The organism is Acetivibrio clariflavus DSM 19732 (genome assembly GCF_000237085.1).
Lineage (GTDB): Bacteria > Bacillota > Clostridia > Acetivibrionales > Acetivibrionaceae > Acetivibrio > Acetivibrio clariflavus.
Genome location: NC_016627.1, coordinates 3858969 through 3880958 on the forward strand (window position 1 = coordinate 3858969; position 21990 = coordinate 3880958).

Annotated in this window: 8 protein-coding genes and 2 riboswitches; of the genes, 1 reads left to right on the plus strand and 7 read right to left on the minus strand. The window is 34.9% G+C overall.

Annotated features, from left to right (window positions below):
- Positions 1 to 206 precede the first annotated feature (206 nt).
- A riboswitch (cyclic di-GMP riboswitch) is annotated at positions 207 to 291 on the plus strand.
- An 87-nt stretch (positions 292 to 378) separates the two neighbouring features.
- Positions 379 to 464: riboswitch (cyclic di-GMP riboswitch) on the plus strand.
- A 16-nt stretch (positions 465 to 480) separates the two neighbouring features.
- A complete protein-coding gene (locus CLOCL_RS16160; RefSeq protein ID WP_014256338.1) occupies positions 481 to 1323 on the plus strand; it encodes a transglutaminase-like domain-containing protein in 843 nt (280 codons plus the stop codon).
- A gap of 60 nt (positions 1324 to 1383) precedes the next feature.
- Here the strand turns inward: CLOCL_RS16160 and CLOCL_RS16165 are convergent, their stop codons facing one another.
- From CLOCL_RS16165 to CLOCL_RS16195, 7 genes are all read right to left on the minus strand, one after another.
- Positions 1384 to 3882, minus strand: a complete 2499-nt coding sequence (locus CLOCL_RS16165) for a cohesin domain-containing protein (RefSeq protein ID WP_014256339.1) — start codon at positions 3880 to 3882, stop codon at positions 1384 to 1386.
- 629 nt (positions 3883 to 4511) lie between these two features.
- On the minus strand, positions 4512 to 8585 hold the full coding sequence (locus CLOCL_RS23570; protein ID WP_052306610.1) for a cohesin domain-containing protein: 4074 nt from the start codon (positions 8583 to 8585) through the stop codon (positions 4512 to 4514).
- Between the two features lie 51 nt (positions 8586 to 8636).
- Entirely contained in the window at positions 8637 to 12020 is a 3384-nt protein-coding gene (locus CLOCL_RS16175) for a cohesin domain-containing protein (RefSeq protein WP_014256341.1), read from the minus strand.
- Positions 12021 to 12197: 177 nt separating this feature from the next.
- Positions 12198 to 17321, minus strand: coding sequence for a cohesin domain-containing protein (locus CLOCL_RS23355; RefSeq protein WP_014256342.1), 5124 nt, complete (start codon positions 17319 to 17321; stop codon positions 12198 to 12200).
- 946 nt (positions 17322 to 18267) lie between these two features.
- Positions 18268 to 18915 carry an HAD family hydrolase gene (locus CLOCL_RS16185; RefSeq protein ID WP_014256343.1) on the minus strand — a complete coding sequence of 216 codons (648 nt, stop codon included), beginning with the start codon at positions 18913 to 18915 and terminating at the stop codon, positions 18268 to 18270.
- Between the two features lie 315 nt (positions 18916 to 19230).
- The gene (locus CLOCL_RS16190; RefSeq protein ID WP_014256344.1) at positions 19231 to 20649 is read right to left on the minus strand and encodes a peptidoglycan D,D-transpeptidase FtsI family protein; all 1419 of its coding nucleotides are present in this window, start codon (positions 20647 to 20649) and stop codon (positions 19231 to 19233) included.
- Positions 20636 to 21910, minus strand: coding sequence for an FtsW/RodA/SpoVE family cell cycle protein (locus CLOCL_RS16195; RefSeq protein WP_014256345.1), 1275 nt, complete (start codon positions 21908 to 21910; stop codon positions 20636 to 20638). Before CLOCL_RS16195 ends, CLOCL_RS16190 begins: the two co-directional genes overlap by 14 nt.
- Between the last annotated feature and the right edge of the window lie 80 nt (positions 21911 to 21990).

A 21990-nucleotide genomic window follows, 5' to 3' on the forward strand; every position in this document is an offset into this window, starting at 1 on the left:
TTATAACAAAAATTAACCTAATTTTTATCTATAGCATTCCTATAATCTTATTATTTGCTGTAATATCAATGATTATTATCTTGTATATTTTTAGGCAAAAATTACAACAATTCTTTTTCAATAACTTAATTTACATAATTTTAGCAAACTCATTGAATATATTTTATTTTTGTGATATAATAAGTTTAGACAATTTAATAGATCTAACTTGTAAAAGGCAAATCTATCGAAAGGTAGAGACGCAAAGCTACGGGTCTACGGTCATATGACTATGACAGCCGGGTTGCCAAGTGTTTAAGAGAGTAGTGCTCTTAAGTGCTCTTATTGGTAATCCCAATAAGAGCTTTTTTGCTAATATATATCTGAACTCAAAAACCCTTTCGATACTGGCAAACCCAATGAAAATTGGGGACGCAAAACTACAGGTCTAAGGTATTCAATACTATGACGGCTGAGTTGCCGAAAAAGGGAGGAATTAATATGAAAAAAACTACGCTCTACTTCTTTGTACTAGCCATTGTCATCACCTTTTGTTTTACTCCTGTTCAAGCATCAAGTGCTCAGACAACAAGTTCTATCATTTCCAATGGTGTAGTCCTTTATAAGCCACCTCAATCTGTCGACGGAAAAGTTGTTGTTGCCGGAAATACGTCAAAGGATAAAATTAAAGTAATTGTTTCAAAAGATGATGTTTCAACCTGGTATGATGTAAACTTAGTTAATGGTACATATAATGAAGAAATATGGCTTATCGACGGTAAAGGTAAATATAAGATTTCTGTTGTTGTTCATGAATATGATAGAGTCTATTCTTACGGACCTATTGTTGAAGTAAATAACACTATTGATGTTAACAGATTTCTTGTACCATCCAAACACGTTGAAAGTAATAATGAAGAAATAATTGAACTGGCAAAAAAAATCACACAAAATCTGACAACATCTAAAGAAAAAGCAAAAGCCATTTACGATTGGGTAGCGCAAAACATTGAATATGATTACGATAAATATTTAAAGCAACTAAACAATAACTTTGATAATGAATACGGTGCTTTAAATACCTTAAGAACCGGAAAAGGTGTTTGTTATGACTATTCAACACTTGTAGCCGCTTTAGGAAGAGCGGTTGGACTTCAGGTAAAAGTCATCAAGGGCAATTTTGTTAATCCATACCGAAATGAACTTCACGCATGGAATGAAATATATATACCGGAAGAAAACCGCTGGATAAACGTTGATGCAACGTTTGCATATAGTTTGGGAACTAATTATTTTGATAATTCCGACTTTTATAAAGATCATGAAAAAATATCCGAATATTAGCCAATAAATAATATTAAAGCTGCCTTGCTAAACTAACCAAGGCAGCTTCTATTTTTTATTTTACTTTATTAATACTTCTTCTCCATTGGAGTCTATATAATACTTATGATCTAAAGCACCCTCTGCAATATCTTTATATGCCCAATAGTTTTCTGGTACATCAGAGAAGAACAATTTTGCTCCGTTTAACGGACCTCTATTTAAAGCTCTGTTTATCATTACAACACATTCATCTCGTTTAATTTTATTCTCAGGTCTAAAGGTCTTGTCCGAATATCCATTTACATATTTTAAATTAGCCAATTCCAATATATAATTTTTAGCCCAATGATTATCTATATCAGTAAAATTATTACTTAATTTACTGCTAGGCTTAAGATTAAGCAGCTTATAAACAACAGTAGCAAACTCTCCTCTTTTTATTGTATCATCAGGCCTAAATGTGCCATCAGGATAACCTGTAAACAACCCTGCTTTAGTAACAATTTCAATAGGCTGTTTTGCCCAATGATTATTAGTTACATCCGGAAAGTTAATGTTATTGCTGTTTGTTAACGAAGAAGTATTAACAAATTTTGCAATTATAGCAGCAGCTTCCGCTCTTGTTATTTCTTTTTGAGGTCTAAAGCAGCCATCAGTATATCCTTGAAGATATGCTTTATGCTCTCCTATTTTTGCACCTGCCGGTATAGTAGTTGCAGGCTCAATTACTGTCCTGGCAGGAGTCGGTGTTCTTGTTGCCGGTGTCTTTGTAGGTGTAGGGCTTGGAGTTTTTGTAGGTGTTGGAGTTTTTGTAGGTGTTGGAGTTTTTGTAGGTGTTACATAATTAAGTCTAAGTAACCCGTCCGTCAAAGTAACCGGTATTGCTTTCAAACTAGTATCGCCAAAGTTTGCTTTATTTATTTCCACTGTAGTTGTAGTACGATTGGATGTTATCACTTTGAACTTAATGTTTGCAAATATACCATCAGTTCTAATATATTCATATCTTAATGTATCATCTAAAAATAGAAGTTTTATAACTCCATCCTTTTCCTTGTGTGCAGCAAAGTTTATTTTCGGATTAGTAATAATGTTTCCTGCTGTTACCTCTATAAATTTAAGCTTTTTAGCATCATAATTAATAGTGATATCAGCTGTAGTTATACCTCTGGAAGGTACATTCCTTAATCTTACAGGAATTATTATTTCTTGGTCATATGCAGCGTAATCTGAATCAATTCTGACTTCAAACCCAGTTGACGTTGCTGTTGGTGTTACTTTTGGAGTTGCTGTTGGTGTTGGTGTCACTGTCGGTGTTGCTTTTGATACTTTAATGATTTTTGGTTGGATAACAGAATAACCTGATTTTATGACGTTATTGTTCCAATCAACCAGCATTGTTCCTGTTATGGCATTTGGCATACTGTTTGTGTTTTCAAAATAAACATAAGCGTTTCCTTCTTTTATTGCTTTAAATCCCACTACAGCTAATGTTCCACTGCTTTCAGCTTTTCCGCTCTTTCTGTACTCTTCCAAATTAAGATAGGTTTTGCCAAAATTCAAAATACCTTTCTCTAAATCATGATTAACCTTTTCCAAAGGTATGTATTTATTATTTTGGAGTATATTGCCATTCGTAGGGAATGTATAGTTCCTATAAGGATTACCTGTATTCGGATCTACTGGCACTAATATATTTGGGTCATATTCTATATTTATTTGATATCCGGCAAAATTGTCTATATCTTTGATACTTATAGTGGCTTTTATTATATCACCTACGACAACCATATCTTTATTAAAATCAATTGATATGTAGCCATTCTTTGGAGTTTTCGTAGGAGTTATTGTAGGTGTTGGTGTTACTGTAGGTGTTGGTGTAGGTGTTGGTGTCTCTGTTCTATTCGGTGTAGGAGAAGAAACATTTGTTGGAGTAGATGTACTTGTGGGCGTTGGTGTATTTACTAAAGTAGGAGTAGGTGTTGAAGGAACAACAACCTTGATGCTTGGAGGTTGCTTCACTTCATATCCTGACAGTGTCTTTCCATCCCAATCATATAAACTGGTACCTTTTATGCCGTTTGGCATACTTTTAGTGTCTTGAAAATGAATAGTAGTATCCTTTGCTTTGATAACTTTAAAACCTATAATAGCAACCGATCCTGTATTTTCATCAATTCCTTTTTCCCTATAAGCCTCAAGGTTCAAATATGATTTACTTATATTAATTATTCCATTTTTTAAATCATTTGTTGCTTGAGCAAAGCTAATAAACTCAGAATTATTTAACAGCTCACCTGCTAACGGTAATGTCGAATTATTATAAGGTTTCCCTGATATTGGATCGACCGCTTGCAATACTTCCGGGTCAAATTTGATATTAACTTGGAGTCCGGAAAATTTAGGTATATTGTTTATCTTTATTGTAGCAGTTATTATGTCATTTACCTCAACAGTTGTTTTGTTTAGCTCCATTTCGATAAACGAGTCACTACTTGCACTTGCTTGCGAAAAGATTTGAAAATACATTGTTGTCAATAATATAAAAATGATAGCTACACTCGTTGCTTTCTTCATTATTAATACCTCCTACTAAAAATTTAAATATATAAATAATTAATTATTTCAATATTTATTAAATTAATTAACATTTAAAAAAGCAGAAACAAAGCGAAACAATTGTATGATTCAATGTGTTTAACTCATATCCATTCCTCAATAAAAGCTCTGAGTTTAATATAAAAAGTACACGATCTCTTGAAAAAACTCAGTTATATTGCTTTTAGAAAAACATATAAACTGTCACTTAGTTTCTAGCCCCTTCTTAATGCTGCTTTGATTTTAAATTTGCTTTTATATTTTATTTAATATTCTTTGAGGAGTAAAAAGAATTTTTAGACAGGGCTTATAAACCGGGAACAGGCATAACAACATCTCTTTTATATACATTATTACGCCTAAAGCTAAGTACATAGATTCGAACATAATACATCTTATAGGATATACCTCTAATCTAAAAAACTCCCCATAAATCAAATCATATTTCCTTATAATGTTATTATATATCAAAACTATTTTTGTTTCAAGTAATAAAACCTCTGAGGTATTGATTGCTCAATTAAGCGTTTCACATATTTATGTGTTATTTGTACAAAAAATCCTTACCTATTTTTAATAAATAGGTAAGGATTTTGATTCATTAATCATCAATCGACATGTATTATTTCATTATCGCCATTCATAATATATTTATGATCTAGAGCACCTTCTGCTATATCCTTGAATGCCCAATGCGTTTCAGGTACATCTGGGAACACCTGTGAAGCACCGTTTAATGGTCCTCTTTTCAGCGCCCTGTTCAACAGAGCTACGCTTTCACAGCGCTTAATACTTGCTTGCGGCCTGAACGTACCATCAGGATAACCGCTGATGCAATTCAGTTCAACAAGCTTTTCAATATATAATTGCGCCCAGTGTCCCTTTACATCTTCAAACTTATAGCTGACAATCGTTTCATCTTTGATGCCGAGGAAATGGTACACTATTGTTGCAAATTCAGCTCTTGTAATTCTCTGATCAGGTTTAAAGGTTCCGTCAGGGTAACCTTTAAAATATCCCTTATCTGTACAATACTTGATTGCCCATAGTGCCCAATGTGTTTCCTTAACATCAGGATAACTTATCCTATCATTAACATAAGTAGTATCAATACCTGAAAGCTTGGCCAAAATAGTTGCAGCTTCTGCTCTAGTAATATTGTTCTCCGGTAAGAATAATCCATCAGGATATCCTTTTAAGTATGCAGTATGACTATATACAGGAACATCCACACCAGGAATCTCAGGTGTTGGTTCTATTACTGTAGGTACTGGAGTTGGAGTTACAGGTTTTGGGGTTACTGTTACTGTTGGTGTCGGTGTTGCTTTAGAGCCTCCACCTGCTCCGGAACCTCCGCCAGAACCACCGCCTGCGCCTCCACCTGATCCGCCACCGCTGCTGCTTGTTGGCTTCGGTGTTGATGTTGTATTTCCTGTAGGTTCTGCTGTTGGTGTCGGTGTCGGTGTTGCACTATCTGTAGGTGCCACTGTTGGTGTTGCTGTCACTGTTGGTGTAGATGTTGGTGTTTTTGTCGGTGTTGTTGTCACTGTCGGTGTTGGTGTTGGCGTATTTGTAGTTGTTGCTGTTACTGTTGGTGTAGGTGTTGGTGTTTTTGTCGGTGTTGCTGTCACTGTTGGTGTAGGTGTCGGTGTTTTTGTCGGTGTTGCTGTTACTGTTGGCGTAGGTGTTGGTGTTTTTGTCGGTGTTGCTGTTACTGTTGGCGTAGGTGTTGGTATCTTTGTCGGTGTTGCTGTTACTGTTGGCGTAGGTGTTGGTGTCTTTGTCGGTGTTGCTGTTACTGTTGGCGTAGGTGTTGGTGTCTTTGTCGGTGTTGCTGTTACTGTTGGCGTAGGTGTTGGTGTCTTTGTCGGTGTTGCTGTTACTGTTGGTGTAGGTGTTGGTGTTTTTGTCGGTGTTGTTGTCACTGTCGGTGTTGGTGTCGGTGTTTTTGTCGGTGTTGTTGTCACTGTTGGTGTAGGTGTCGGTGTTTTTGTCGGTGTTGCTGTCACTGTTGGCGTAGGTGTTGGTGTCTTTGTCGGTGTTGCTGTCACTGTCGGTGTAGGTGTCGGTGTCTTTGTCGGTGTTGCTGTCACTGTCGGTGTTGGTGTTTTTGTTGGTGTTGTTGTCACTGTTGGTGTAGGTGTCGGTGTTTTTGTCGGTGTTGCTGTCACTGTTGGTGTTGGTGCTTCTAAAATTGTTATTTTTCCGTCAATATATTTAACGTTAGTTATCTCTTTTGCTCCATATGCGTACACACCAGATGAATCTTTGTAATTTAACAGCCAATAAACATCTCCAACTTTAGGATCTAAAAGTTCAAATACTATTCTTGCAATAACACCATCTTTATTTATTCTTCTTGAATCATCTGCTGGGCCCATAAATGACATCGAGACAAAGCCCGAATTAAATCTATTAATATTGGTATTGTCAAAGTGCGAAGCAAAATCCGATTTATCTTCAATTAGCTCTTGAGGTTTTACCTCAACAACCTTTAATTTGGTTTCATCAAACTTAATAAATAAGCTACATACATATATTCCAACTTCCGGAACATTCTCAAAATATACAGGTACTTCTACCTGGCTATCTTTTCCTTTTTCCGCATTAACACTTCCAACCTTCACATTCATTGGTGTACCAATAGGCCAAAGTGTTGGCGTAGGTGTTGGTGTTTTTGTCGGTGTTGTTGTCACTGTCGGTGTTGGTGTTGGCGTATTTGTAGTTGTTGCTGTTACTGTCGGTGTTGGTGTTGGTGTTTTTGTCGGTGTTGCTGTTACTGTTGGCGTAGGTGTTGGTGTCTTTGTCGGTGTTGCTGTTACTGTTGGTGTAGGTGTTGGTGTTTTTGTCGGTGTTGTTGTCACTGTCGGTGTTGGTGTCGGTGTTTTTGTCGGTGTTGTTGTCACTGTTGGTGTAGGTGTCGGTGTTTTTGTCGGTGTTGCTGTCACTGTTGGCGTAGGTGTTGGTGTCTTTGTCGGTGTTGCTGTCACTGTCGGTGTAGGTGTTGGTGTCTTTGTCGGTGTTGCTGTTACTGTTGGTGTAGGTGTTGGTGTTTTTGTCGGTGTTGTTGTCACTGTCGGTGTTGTCGTTGGTGTCTTTGTCGGTGTTGCTGTTACTGTTGGTGTAGTTGTTGGTGTTTTTGTCGGTGTTGCTGTCACTGTCGGTGTTGTCGTTGGTGTTTTTGTCGGCGTTACTGTCTCTGTTGGTGTAGGTATTGGTGTTTTCGTTGGCGTAATTGTTACAATCGGTGTAAATGTAGGTGTGTTTGTTGGTGTCACAATATTCGTCACTTCAATTTTTCCATTGCTATAAATAACATTTTTGATTTCATCGGTTCCCGAATAATAGAATGAAGTATATGCACTATTAGTAGTAATTTGATAAACTTCACCGGCTTTAGCACTATCATTAACTTTAAAGTTGACTATTGCAAATACTCCATTTTTATTTATTCTTCTAGATTCATCAGCCGGTGCTTCAAAGGTCATAGATGCAAAACCGTGTATATTGTTGTAATATGAATTAAAGTCATTGCTGTCTTCAATAAGTTCACCAGAATATATACCTTCCACATTTATCTTTTCAGGATCATAATTTACTCTTAAGCTCAAAGCATATATTCCTATTTGCGGAACATTATCAAAAGTTATTGGAACACTTATAGTACTACCTGCTCCTGCAGCAGCACTTCCAATTCCAACTTTCATATCAGTTCCAATTCTAATAGTTCCGTCATTGTATACAACATTTTTAATTTCGTTAACTCCCGTTGAGTAAAAGAATGTATTAGCTAATACTGTAGATATTTTATACACTTCGCCATCTAATGCAGTATCTGATATTTTAAACTTTAATATGGCAAATACTCCATCATTCCTTATCTTTCTCGTTTCATCAGCAGGTGCTTCAAAAGTTATTGTAGTTAATCCACTTGAAGTCATAGTATAATAATTCATATCTCTTGGATCCTCAATTAACGCACCTGGTTCAACTCCAACAACACTTAATTTATTTTTGTCATACCCAACACGAAAACTAAGTGTATATATTCCTGATGCTGGTACATTATAAAATTTTATTGGTACATTTACCGTATCACCAGGTTTGCCACTAATGCTTCCAATTTCTGCACTTAAATTTGAGCCAACCAATATAGCTCCATCGTTATATAAAACATTTTTTATTTCTTCAGTTCCTGTTGAATAAAATGAAGTTCTTGAATAATTGACTGAGATATCATAAACTTCACCAACCGGATTAGCTTCTGATATCTTAAATTTTATTGCTGCAAACACCCCGTCCTTATCAACTATTCTACTCCTGTCAGCAGGCGCCATAAATGACATCGATGTAAAACCATGTTCATTATTAGTAAATAATGCGAAGTCATCGGGGTCTTCTACTAAAGACCCCGGTTCTACGCTGACCACAGAAATTTTAGTACTGTCAAAATTTAAATTTAAACTCAATGCGTAAATACCCGTAGCCGGAACATTGCTAAATGTTACTGGTACAGTAACAATACTGCCCGGTTCTCCACTAACCCTTCCAATATCAATTTGTAATTGCCCTGCAGCCTGCACGAAAGGTAATGAAGAATTACTTAGTATAATACACATTGTCAGTAATAAGCATGCTATATTCTTCAAGCTGAATAAGCTCTTATCGACTCTTTTTTCCATATGCATACCTTCCTTTTTACTATATGTAGAGTGATACATAATATCTTTGACCTATTGTTCTTCAACTGGGAATAAGGATATTTTTCCGAGTACAAAGTCTCTTATTAATACCGAGTCATTTATCCTTATATTTCCATCACCATCAACATCTGCTGCGAGCATACCGTATTCATATGGAAATTCATCGATTTTACCAAGTACATAATCCCTGACTAAAACAGCATCATTAATTCTAACGCTCTCATTTCCATCTACATCACCATAGATAAATTTATGAGAGGGTGCTTCATTAACTGTTATTTCCACAGGTTGAATAACAGCATAACCATCTGCAATTCTGTCACCATTCCAGTCAAAAAGTATAGTTCCTTCTATTCCATTTGGCATAGATGTTGAATCTTCAAATTTTATAAATGTGTTTTTAGCTTGAAGTACCTCAAATCCTATAACTAATATAGATCCTGACTCCTCAGGTTTATTGCTTTCTCTATATTCTTTCAAATTGACATATCCTTTACTGAAGTTTAAAATTCCTTCATTTACATTGCTTTCTGCTTTTGAGAAAATTGAATACTCATCATTTATAAGAATTTCACCGTCTAATGGTAGCGAATTATTTGTATACGCTTCTTTAGTTATTGGGTTTACAGCTTTTAATACATCAGTGTCATATTTTATATTAACCTGATATCCCGATAAATTTTTAATATCGTTTACCCTAACGGATGCTATTATAACATCACCCACTGAAACTTCAGTTTTGTCTAAATCTATTGTAATATAGCTGTCTCTTATTGGTGTTGCTGTTGGTGTTATTGTTGGTGTTACTGTTGGTGTTGTAGTCGGTGTTGTTGTTGGTGTTATTGTTGGTGTTACTGTTGGTGTTGTAGTCGGTGTTGTTGTTGGTGTTGCTGTTGGTGTTACTGTTGGTGTTGTAGTCGGTGTTGTTGTTGGTGTTGCTGTTGGTGTTACTGTTGGTGTTGTAGTCGGTGTTGTTGTTGGTGTTGCTGTTGGTGTTACTGTTGGTGTTGTAGTCGGAGTTATTGTTGGTGTTACAGTTGGTGTTATTGTTGGTGTTGTAGTCGGAGTTATTGTTGGTGTTACAGTTGGTGTTATTGTTGGTGTTGTAGTCGGAGTTATTGTTGGTGTTACAGTTGGTGTTATTGTTGGTGTTGCTGTTGGTGTTGCTGTCGGTGTTGTTGTCGGTGTTGTTGTTGGTGTTGGTGTAGATATTACTTCAGCATTAATTTTTTCAGGTTGAATAACAGTGTACCCTGAACTTATCTTGTTTCCATACCAATCAATTAAAACTGTTCCATCTATTGCATTAGGTATGCTTGCTGCATTCTCAAACAATACAGCAGTCTCCTTTTTCTGCAATACTTTAAAGCCTATTACTGCTATTGTTCCAGTTTCCTCTGCCACTCCATCTTCCCTGTATGCTTTTAAATTTATGTATGACCTGGAGAAGTTTAATATTCCTTTCTCTATATTGTGTGCCGCATTAGGCAATACACCATAATCCTCTGATGTAAATAATTCACCGCTTGTCGGTATTGTACTGTTTGTATAAGCTCTACCTGTATTTGGATTAACAGCTTGCAATACCTCAGGATCATATTTTATATTTACTTGATATCCTGACAAATTGCTTATCTTATTTACTTTCAATGTCGCTGTAATTATTTCCCCTACTTCTGCACTATTTTTGTCAAATGTCATTGTTATATAACTATCGGTTGTTGGTACTGCTGTTTCTGTTGGTGCAGGTGTTGGTGTTTCTGTTGGTGCTATAGTTGGTGTTGGTGTCGGTGTTGCTGTTGGTACTATTTCAACATTAATTTTTTCAGGTTGAATAACAGTGTACCCTGAACTTATCTTGTTTCCATACCAATCAATTAAAACTGTTCCATCTATTGCATTAGGTATGCTTGCTGCATTCTCAAACAATACAGCAGTCTCCTTTTTCTGCAATACCTTAAAGCCTATTACTGCTATTGTTCCAGTTTCCTCTGCCACTCCATCTTCCCTGTATGCTTTTAAATTTATGTATGACCTGGAGAAGTTTAATATTCCTTTCTCTATATTGTGTGCCGCATTAGGCAATACACCATAATCCTCTGATGTAAATAATTCACCGCTTGTCGGTATTGTACTGTTTGTATAAGCTCTACCTGTATTTGGATTAACAGCTTGCAATACCTCAGGATCATATTTTATATTTACTTGATATCCTGACAAATTGCTTATCTTATTTACTTTCAATGTCGCTGTAATTATTTCCCCTGCTTCTGCACTATTTTTGTCAAAAGTCATTGTTATATAACTTGTATCATCTAAATTAAAGTTTATTGTTTCTGGCTGAATAACCGAATATCCAGATTGTATTCTATCACCGTTCCAGTTAAGCAAAGTTGTCCCATTTATGCCATTTGGCAAAACCTCAGTATCTTCAAACAATACTGTAGTTGGTTTTTTCTGCAATACCTTGAATCCTATTATCGCTAATGTTCCTGTTTCTTCTGGCCTTCCATCAGCTCTATACGCACTTAAATTAGTATATAAGCTACCAAAATTAAGTATACCTTCTGTTACCTTATTCTCAGCTTTTGAAAAAGGTCCATATTCTTCTGATTTTAACAAATCACCGCTAGTTGGTACTGTACTATTTGTATAAACTTCTCCTGTATCAGGATTAACCGCTTCAAGTACTTCAGGATCATATTTAATATTTACTTGATAACCGGAAAAATTTTTAATATTGTTAATTTTTACAACTGCTTTTATTATTTCCCCTACTTCAGCAGAATTTTTATCAAAGTTTATTGTTATATAACTAGAATCTTCTTCATTTAAATTTATTGTCTGTGCCTGTCCTACGGTATAACCTGAATCTATTCTATTTCCAAACCAATCAAATAACAATGTCCCATTTATTCCATTTGGTAATGAGGTCGAATCCTCGAACTTAATTGAAGTAGTTTCTTCTTTCAGAACTTTAAATCTAATAACCGCAACTGTTCCTGTACTTTCAGGATTTGCATCTTCTCTATATGATTTAAGATTCAAATAAGATCTTGAAAAATTTAAAATTCCTTCTTCAACTTTATTTGATGCTACCAAATTTATTCCATAGTCTGTGTTTTTAAGAATTGTTCCAGATTCCGGTGTTGTAGAGTTTTTATATGCAACACCATTTGAAGTAACCGGTTGCAATACATTCGGGTCATATTTCAAATTTACATGACAACCCGAAAAATCGGTAATATTTTTAATATTAATTGATGCGGTAACAATCTCACCCACAGATGCTTTATTCTTATCCAATACTATTTCAATACTAGATGTTGGAGCTGCATTTACTAGGTTACCACATAAACTGCATATCACTAACATCAACGTTAGCAGAAACGATAAAATTCTATTAACCTTCATCGACGATACCTCTCCCCTTTTAAATATTTCTCAATCATTGCCAACTTATTTAATGTCCGTTTGTAAAACTTATCAAACTGCATCTCCAGCACTCAAAAGACTTCAACATAAGCCTTTATTTGATATGAGGAAGGATACAAGCGTATCCTTCCTCATACTTAAAAGTGTCAAACTGTATTAATAGTCTGAAGATACTTTATTAAAGTGTTTCGCAACTATCATTATATCTTCTAAGTTTATAGCACCGTCTTTGTTCAAGTCTGAACCTTCAACGTAGCTATCATCACCAGCTACTGCATTGAATGATTTGCAGATTTCCATTATATCTTCTAAGTTAATTGCACCATCCTGTACTCCATTTATTATCATATCTCCTGCCCACATGAGTAACGGTTCTGTTGCTGTTGACAATTCTTTGTTTGCACTTACTTGAACATTTGCAATTTCACGTGCAAGATAATTATCTTTAGTAATCTTTATTGTATATGTTCCAGCAGCAACATCCTTTATCTCAAAGTAACCGTTACCGTCTGTTACAGCTGATTTACCTGTTCCAACCACTTCTACTTTGAAGCCCGCATTAACCTTCGGTGCTGTAGCTGATGTAGTTACAAAGTCAGGAGCTATATAACCTGAAACTGTAAATCCTTCAACTATAGTTCCGATATTAACTCCACCGTTCTTAGATTCTAAACTTACAGGTTTCAAACTACGATCAGCAAAGTTTATTTTTTCAATCTTGATTTCTGCGAGTCCTTCATCGCCTATTACCTTGAATATCAATTTTGCGAAATCTCCATCTTCGCTAATATACTGATCTACGAATGATTCATCCAGGAATAATATTTTTACTATTCCGTCAGCTTCTTTGTGCGCAGCAAAGTTTATTCTCGGATTTATAACTATGCTTCCAGCTTCTATATCTACATATTCTAACTTAGTTGCATCATATATAATTGTCATATCTGCTGCAGCCAATCCACCCTCAGGTACATTTATCAACTGTACCGGAACAATTACTTCTTGACCTTTTGCAGCATTTACTGTATCTATTACAACATTGAATCCTTCTAAGTCCGGTGTAGGTGTAGGTGTTACTGGAACTGGTGTATTTGTTACTGTATCTGTTGGTGTAGGTGTTACAGGTACTGTTTCATCTTTTACTGTAACTGAGCCGTTAACTACTGCTAATTTTATTGCTTTTAATGACCTGTCTGCAAAGGTCGGTTTATCACCAATTGCTACTGTAGCTGATGTTCCAGCTTTTGCATTTGAGTTTATCTTAAATTTAAGGTTTAACATTATACCGTCTTCGGCAATGTATTCACTTATCAATGTCTCATCAAGGAACAATACATTCAGTAAACCGTCTTTTTCTTTATGTAATGCCAAGTTTACACTTGGATTCTTTACTATGCTTCCTGCTTCATAACTTACATATTCGAGTACGCTTGAATCGTAAGTTATTGCAAAGTCTGCTGATGTAACTCCATTTGCAGATACGTTAGTTAATGTAACTGGTACTGTAACTGTTTCACCTGCTTTACCCTCAACTTTTCCAACTGCTACTATCAAAGCATTTGGATCAGGTGTGCTTGTTACTATATTTGTCGGTGTAGGTGTTACAGGTGTTGTTTCATCTTTTACTGTAACTGAGCCGCTAACTACTGCTAATTTTATTGGTTTTAATGACCTATCTGCAAAGGTCGGTTTATCACCAATTGCTACTGTAGCTGATGTTCCAGCTTTTGCATTTGAGTTTATCTTAAATTTAAGGTTTAACATTACACCGTCTTCGGCAATGTATTCACTTATCAATGTCTCATCAAGGAACAATACATTCAACAAGCCGTCTTTTTCTTTATGCAATGCCAAGTTTACACTTGGATTCTTTACTATGCTTCCTGCTTCATAACTTACATATTCGAGTACGCTTGAATCGTAAGTTATTGCAAAGTCTGCTGATGTAACTCCATTTGCAGATACGTTAGTTAATGTAACTGGTACTGTAACTGTTTCACCTGCTTTACCCTCAACTTTTCCAACTGCTACTATCAAAGCATTTGGATCAGGTGTGCTTGTTACTATATTTGTCGGTGTAGGTGTTACAGGTGTTGTTCCATCTTTTACTGTAACTGAACCGTTAACCAATGCTAATTTTATTGGTTTTAATGACCTATCTGCAAAGGTCGGTTTATCACCAATTGCTACTGTAGCTGATGTTCCAGCTTTTGCATTTGAGTTTATCTTAAATTTAAGGTTTATCATTATACCGTCTTCGGCAATGTATTCATTTATCAATGTCTCATCAAGGAACAATACTTTCAACAAACCGTCTTTTTCTTTATTCAACGCCAAGTTTACACTTGGATTCTTTACTATGCTTCCTGCTTCATAACTTACATATTCGAGTACGCTTGAATCGTAAGTTATTGCAAAGTCTGCTGATGTAATTCCATTTGCAGGTACTTTAGTTAATGTAACTGGTACTGTAACTGTTTCACCTGCTTTACCCTCAACTTTTCCAACTGCTACTGTCAAAGCATTTGGATCAGGTGTGCTTGTTACTATATTTGTCGGTGTAGGTGTTACAGGTGTTGTAGGTGTAGGTGTAGCTGATGCAATAGGTTCTATACCCCATACCAGGTTACCTGACAAATATGCAGTTACTTTATCCCAAGTTGTATAATTTGTTGCACTAGAATTAAATGAGTAGTCGTTTGCTTGATTGTAATTTGTCCAGTCAGTCTTTGCAAATCTGCACTGTACTTCAATTGGAGTATTTGGTTGCAATGAACCTGCAGCACTGCTGAATGAAACTTCAAGATAATAGTCTGCAGTTGCAGTTGCTTGTGTCATTTTTACAAACTGTCCAGTAACATTTGAACTTCCAACTGGTGACCAGTCACACCAGAAGTTCTGTGATTTTTCTCCATCTATTGTAAAGTAGTAACGTAATTTCACATCTGCAAGATTTATTGGTGAACTACCAGTGTTTGTTAATCTGAACTTAGGATAAATACTATTACTTTCTGCCTGTGTATTTGTGTTATAGAACTCAACTTTCAAGTTTGAAGTAACTGGAGTCTTTGTAGGTGTTACAACGATTGTAGGTGTAGGTGTTACAACGATTGTAGGTGTAGGTGTTACAACTTTTGTTGGTGTAGGTGTTTCAATTATGCCACCACCGTTAAGTTTTATTATTCCATTAATAAAACCGGTAGTAATAGGTTTAAGCTGTCTGTCAGCAAATGTTGCTTTAGATATACTTACTACTGTTGAAACAGCTGCTGATGTTATTACTTTAAACTTAAGGTTTGCAAATACTCCATCTTCACTTATATATTGACTTACCAATGTTTCATCGAGGAACAATAATTTTATTATTCCATCATCTTCTTTATTTATTGCAAAGTTCACACTTGGATTTGTTACTATGCTTCCTGCTTCTCCGCTTACATACTCAAGCTTTGTTGCGTCATATGTTATTGTCAGGTCACATGTAGTAACTCCGTTAGATGGTACTTTAATAAAGTTTACAGGTACTGTTATTGTTTCTCCTGATTTACCTTCAACAGAACCAACTTCTACTGTAAATCCTGTAACTACAGGTGTTGGTGTTACAACTCCTACCGGTGTAGGTGTTTCAATTATACCGCCACCGTTAAGTTTTATTATTCCATTAATTAAACCGGTAGTAATAGGTTTAAGCTGTCTGTCAGCAAATGTTGCTTTAGATATACTTACTACTGTTGAAACAGCTGCTGATGTTATTACTTTAAACTTAAGGTTTGCAAATACTCCATCTTCACTTATATATTGACTTACCAATGTTTCATCGAGGAACAATAATTTTATTATTCCATCATCTTCTTTATTTATTGCAAAGTTTACACTTGGATTTGTTACTATGCTTCCTGCTTCTCCGCTTACATACTCAAGCTTTGTTGCGTCATATGTTATTGTCAGGTCACATGTAGTAACTCCGTTAGATGGTACTTTAATAAAGTTTATAGGTACTGTTATTGTTTCTCCTGACTTACCTTCAACAGAACCAACCTCTGCTGTAAATCCTGTAACTACAGGTGTCTTTGCAGGTGTAGGTGTTACAACGTTTGTTGGTGTAGGTGTTACAACTTTTGTCGGTGTTGGTGTTACAACAGTTGTTGGTGTTGCTATTGAACCGCCACCATTAAGTTTTATTATTCCATCAATTAAATCGGTAGTAATAGGTTTAAGCTGTCTGTCAGCAAATGTTGCTTTAGATATACTTACTACTGTTGAAACAGCTGCTGATGTTATTACTTTAAACTTAAGGTTTGCAAATACTCCATCTTCACTTATATATTGACTTACCAATGTTTCATCAAGGAATAATATTTTTATTTTTCCATCCTCTTCTTTATTTAGTGAAAAGTTTACACTTGGATTTGTTACTATGCTTCCTGCTCCCCCGCTCACATACTCAAGCTTTGTTGCGTCATATGTTATTGTCAGGTCACATGTAGTAATTCCGTTAGATGGTACTTTAATAAAGTTTATAGGTACTGTTATTGTTTCTCCTGATTTACCTTCAACAGAGCCAATCTCTGCTGTAAATTCTGTAACTGTAGCTGCCTTTGTAGGTGTTGGTGCTACAGCGTTTGTTGGTGTTGCTATTGTACTGCTGCCATTTAATTTTATTATTCCATCAATTACATTAGCAGAAACCGGTGCAAGAGATCTGTTAGCATAAGTTGATTTAGATATACTTACTGTTGTTGAAACAGCTGCTGATGTTATTACTTTAAACTGAAGGTTCGCAAACACTCCGTCTTCACTTATATATTGACTTACCAATGTTTCATCGAGGAATAATATTTTTATTTTTCCATCCTCTTCTTTATTTAGTGCAAAATTTACTCTAGGATTTGTTACTATGCTTCCTGCTTCTCCGCTTACATACTCAAGCTTTGTTGCGTCATATGTTATTGTCAAGTCACATGTAGTAATTCCTGCTCCTGATACACTAGATACATTAGAAAATTTTACAGGTACTGTTATTGTTTCTCCTGATTTACCTTCAACAGATTCAACGCTTACAGTAAATCCAGCAGATGTAAGAGTAGCAAGTGCTGTTATATCAGCATTTTCTATTTGGGCAATAGCATTGTCGTATCCATATTTTGCCCATCCCAGCACACCTGCTGGTAATGCCGTCGAATCATCTTGTGCTGCAAATGCTGTTCCAAGGTTTATCATAGTTGAAAACATGGTAACAAGCATAGCAATAGCCACAATCATACTGATTACCTTTTTCATTTAACCATTCCTCCCAAAAAATTTATTTTTATAATGATCTAATTAAAGATCTTTAAGGCGCCCAAAAACAGGTACCTCATCATACTAAACAACTTTAGTTTGATATTAATAAGCAATTAATAAATTAAATAATTAATAAATTAAATTAATTACAATACCAGAGAATATACAGAAATATATATTTGGAACAAAATAGATTTGATTAGTAAATAGTAAAAACAAATAATAGTAGAAATATAGTAAAAGACTATACATCAACTCTACTGCAAAAAATATGGATGTATATTTAGGAATAGATGCTGCGACGAAAATACAGATAAATTGCATATTATTTCTCTAGTATACTTTGAACAATTTAAAATTCTAAGAAATAAAATAGATAAGAACCTTTTCCCCCACAAATTCCTCCTTACATAAAACTTTTTATATAAATATGGCATATTAAAAGCCACTAATATCTTAGCATTCATAAGTATTAAGGGCGCATCATAAAAGAGGCTGAAAATACGGATTAACTTTTGCTTTAATTAGATTGGATTCGAATATGTAGGGTCTTCGGACTTTCATTATGACCTCTTTACTCCCCTAATACTTTCATTTGAGTATTCTGTTAATTTTATAATTTTATTATATATTAAAACTTTTTATCTTTCAACAGATACTTTAGTAACGAATACATTTCAATATTATTCATATAGCCGAGATTTTCCCCCTTGTAAACTCCTTTTCTAATTATAGTAATACGAAAAAAAAATAAATTTTAGGGGGTCAAAATCAATTTAAATTTATAAAATTCGCATACTGTAAGTTATTAACATTATTGCTTCTTTCTGTAACATGATATAATATTATTCGTCTCATTTAATAATATTATACTACATTTTTCGTTCAAAAAAACAGAAGTTCAAAAATTATCTATAAAAAAGATATTATTTTGCTATTCAGCCTATAAACTCAATAATTTTTTTATATGTTCTCTGGCATCCTTTAAATCTATCGCTACATAATCCACAAAACTAAAATCCTGTTTATATGTATATTCCGATGGAACTGCGATAGTATAACAACCTGCATTTTTACCTGCACGCGCGCCATTACTCGAATCTTCAATAACTATGCAATACTCGGGACCAAGCTTTAGCTTTTCCATTACCTTCAAATAAATCTCCGGATCCGGTTTCCCGTTTACTATTCCGTCCGATGGCTGCGTAACATCAAAATATTCTCTAATATTCAATTTATCTAAAGCTATTTCTAAAAACTTATGCGGAGAACCTGTAGCTATAGCCATTTTCATTTTTCCTTTGAATTCATCCAAAATATCAAAAAGTCCCGGCATTGGTTTAATCTCCTGTAAAAGCATCTTTTCCACTAAATCATATCTAGTTTTAAGTAATTGCTCAATTGGCTCTTCTATACCTAAATCATCACAAAATATCCTATAGGATTCAATGGGTTTTCTCCCCATCATCTTCCCTAAAGTTTCTTCACTGACTGTTTTGCCGAAAGATTCTGCTATTTTTCTGTCAGTCTCATGATATATAATTTCTGTATCAATCATTAACCCGTCCATGTCAAAAATAATAGCTTTCATATTATTAACCTCTCATTTCAAATAATTTTACCTAATACTTTAGCTTTACCAAAACAAATATTGATTTATCCTTATCAAGGCAATTTAAAGCTAATCTTTTCTGCATGCAATTATCTGAATAATCAGCAAAGGCTTTTGTTTTCTGCATAAAAAGTGCAGTAAAACATTTAAAAAAGTTTAGAATAAACCAAAATGATCTATAGTTTGCATCACAAATTTAAATTTCTTATTCACACCCAATTTATACTTTATCGCTTTTTCAAGGATTTTTATTATATACTTTTGCATCAAAATAAGCAATATTTAATATATTTATTATTTATCTTTCAGATATTTTTCCATAATCTTTTTCGCAATAGGAGCTGCAATTGTTCCACCGGAAGAGCCACTATATTCAAGCACTATCGCAACTGCTATCTGTGGATTTTCAGCCGGTGCAAACCCAATAAACCAGGCATGTTCTTTATCCTTTTTCTGGTGAGTAAGTTCATTTTCTGCCGTTCCTGTTTTACCCGCCACTTTAATGCCGGTTATAGCTGCTTTTTTTCCTGTTCCGCTATTCACAACTTCCTGCATCATTTTGTTTATTTTTGCTGCGACACCCGGTTCCATAATCTTCTTGAACTCTTCTTTTTTAAAGCTCTTTATTTCCTTTCCAGCAGGAGATACTATACTGCTAACTAAAAACGGTTTCATAATAATACCGTTATTGGCTATTCCCGAAGTGATCATTGCCATATGAAGAGGTGAAATAAGTATTTTCCCCTGACCTATCGCAACTGCTGCCATATCGTTTTGCTCCATTTTGTCATATTGGAATTGGCTTCTACTCACCGGAATATCAAAAGGAATATCATTTCCGAAACCAAGTCTCTCAGATAGCTCTTGAAGCTTTTCTTGCCCAAGCTTTACGCCAAGCTGCGCAAACACGACATTACTTGACACTGCTAGAGCTTTTTTCAAATCTATTTCTCCATATGCTTTTTTTCCGGAATTGCTTATTTCTTTTCCATCTATGGTTATTACACCTTTATCATTGAACTTTTGATCATCCATGCCGTTCTCAATAATTGCAGCAGCTATAGCAACCTTGAAAGTAGAACCCGGTGTATATAACCCCTGCGTAGCCCGCGGAAGAAAAGGTGCATTCTGTGATTCCACCATTGTTTTCCAAGTTTTCGCAAGCATTTCTTCATTTGTATCAAAATCGGGCTTACTTACTAAAGCAAGGATTTCTCCAGTTTTAGGATTCATCGCGACAATAGCCCCGTTCCTGTTTTCTAAAAGCTCATGACCTAATTTCTGTAGCTCATGATCTATAGTTAGTAAAAGATTATTACCTTCTTTTTTGTCCTGACTGGAGCTTTTAAACAAATTAAACACTTTTGTATAATCATCTAGCCCCAAAAGATAACTGTTATAAGACGCTTCAAGTAAAGATTTGCCATATACTTTTGAATTATAACCTATAACATGGCTATATAAGGAACTATACGGGTATTTTCGCTGTTGTTCATCGCTGTTTTCTTCATTATATGCCAAAACAACTCCATTACGGTCAAGGATTTTGCCACGTACAGTATTTTCATCAGCCTGATATTGTCTTCTATTATATGAATTTTGCACTATCTCTTTACTTTTAAAAACCTGAACATATGTAAGGTATCCAACAAGAACAAAAAAGAGAAAGCAAATTACAATAAGCACATGTATTATCTTTTTATTCTCCTTCATCAACTCCACCGTCCAAATCAATATAATCCTCTTTTGATATAGCTTGCAGAATTCCCAATATAATAAAGCTGCTTATAAGCGAACTTCCCCCGTAGCTTATATAAGGAAGTGTTATACCTGTCAACGGTATTAGTTTAATTACTCCTCCTATAATAATAAAAGTTTGTAAACCCAGCATTGTAGTTATACCAAGACCTAATACCTGATTAAACTTACTTTTGACTTTCATAACTATTTTCAATCCCCTGTAAGTGAGCAGCATATAAAGGAGAATAACAGCCACACCTGTCAATATCCCCATTTCTTCACAAATTGCAGAAAAAATAAAGTCTGTATTAACTGCCGGAACCATATCCGGTCTTCCCAAACCGAGACCGGTTCCGAAATATCCACCTGAGTATATTGCAAAAAGCGACTGTGTAATTTGATATCCTTTACCTGCTATATCTTTCCAAGGGTTTAACCAAGTATCAATTCTTACTCTAATGTGATAGACAAAATAATAACCGAAAAGTCCAACAGGGATCGTCATCAAAATATTGCACAGAAAAAAAATTCTGTCTTTTCCGAATACATAAAGGACTATGATATATACAAGCGAGATTAAAAGTATTGACCCCCATTCTTTTTGAAGCATTAAAAAAAATATATTTACAAATGTGAATAATACTAAAATAAATTTATTTAACCGGAGTCTTTTTACTTCATCAAATTTTGAGTCTCTAAAAAACAGTTGATCAGGATTTTTAAAATAACATGCCAGAAATAAAATATATAGTATCTTTGATATTTCAAGCGGCTGAAAACTCTGTCCTCCAATCACTATCCAGTTTGTAGCTCCGTTTATATTCGTGCCCAGTAATAATGTAATCAAATACAGAGAAACTGACAATGCTATATAATATACAGCCAGACCATCCCATATTTTTATTAATCGAAATATCATACATGTAACAAAAAACAAAACTATACCAATAGCTGTCCAAATTGCCTGTTTAACCCCCGTATTATTATCAAGCCTGTAAATCATAATTATCCCAAGACTTATAAGCATACACACTATAAGAAATAAATACTCATCTCCAAGATTACTCTTCAATATTATAAAGTAAGTGATGCATATCATTATAATTATACCCAGACCAAAAGCAAGCGTTTCTACCTTATAAGGCTTTAAATTGCAGAACATAATTAAATATGCCAACAAGTTCAGCACTATAACATAGTTTATAGGCTTACGGTATGTAAATATCTCAAACACATAATCACCTCATTGTCACATTGCAATAAATAGCACTTTACTATAGCTATAAATTTAAATTAATCAACTTTCGCACGTGA

What these genes read in the sequence shown, in the direction of transcription:
- CLOCL_RS23355 (WP_014256342.1), bottom strand. Translation starts at nt 17,321, where the DNA reads ATGAAAAAGGTAATCAGTATGATTGTGGCTATTGCTATGCTTGTTACC.
- CLOCL_RS16175 (WP_014256341.1), bottom strand. Translation starts at nt 12,020, where the DNA reads ATGAAGGTTAATAGAATTTTATCGTTTCTGCTAACGTTGATGTTAGTG.
- CLOCL_RS16190 (WP_014256344.1), bottom strand. Translation starts at nt 20,649, where the DNA reads ATGAAGGAGAATAAAAAGATAATACATGTGCTTATTGTAATTTGCTTT.
- CLOCL_RS16165 (WP_014256339.1), bottom strand. Translation starts at nt 3,882, where the DNA reads ATGAAGAAAGCAACGAGTGTAGCTATCATTTTTATATTATTGACAACA.
- CLOCL_RS16160 (WP_014256338.1), top strand. Translation starts at nt 481, where the DNA reads ATGAAAAAAACTACGCTCTACTTCTTTGTACTAGCCATTGTCATCACC.
- CLOCL_RS23570 (WP_052306610.1), bottom strand. Translation starts at nt 8,585, where the DNA reads ATGGAAAAAAGAGTCGATAAGAGCTTATTCAGCTTGAAGAATATAGCA.
- CLOCL_RS16185 (WP_014256343.1), bottom strand. Translation starts at nt 18,915, where the DNA reads ATGAAAGCTATTATTTTTGACATGGACGGGTTAATGATTGATACAGAA.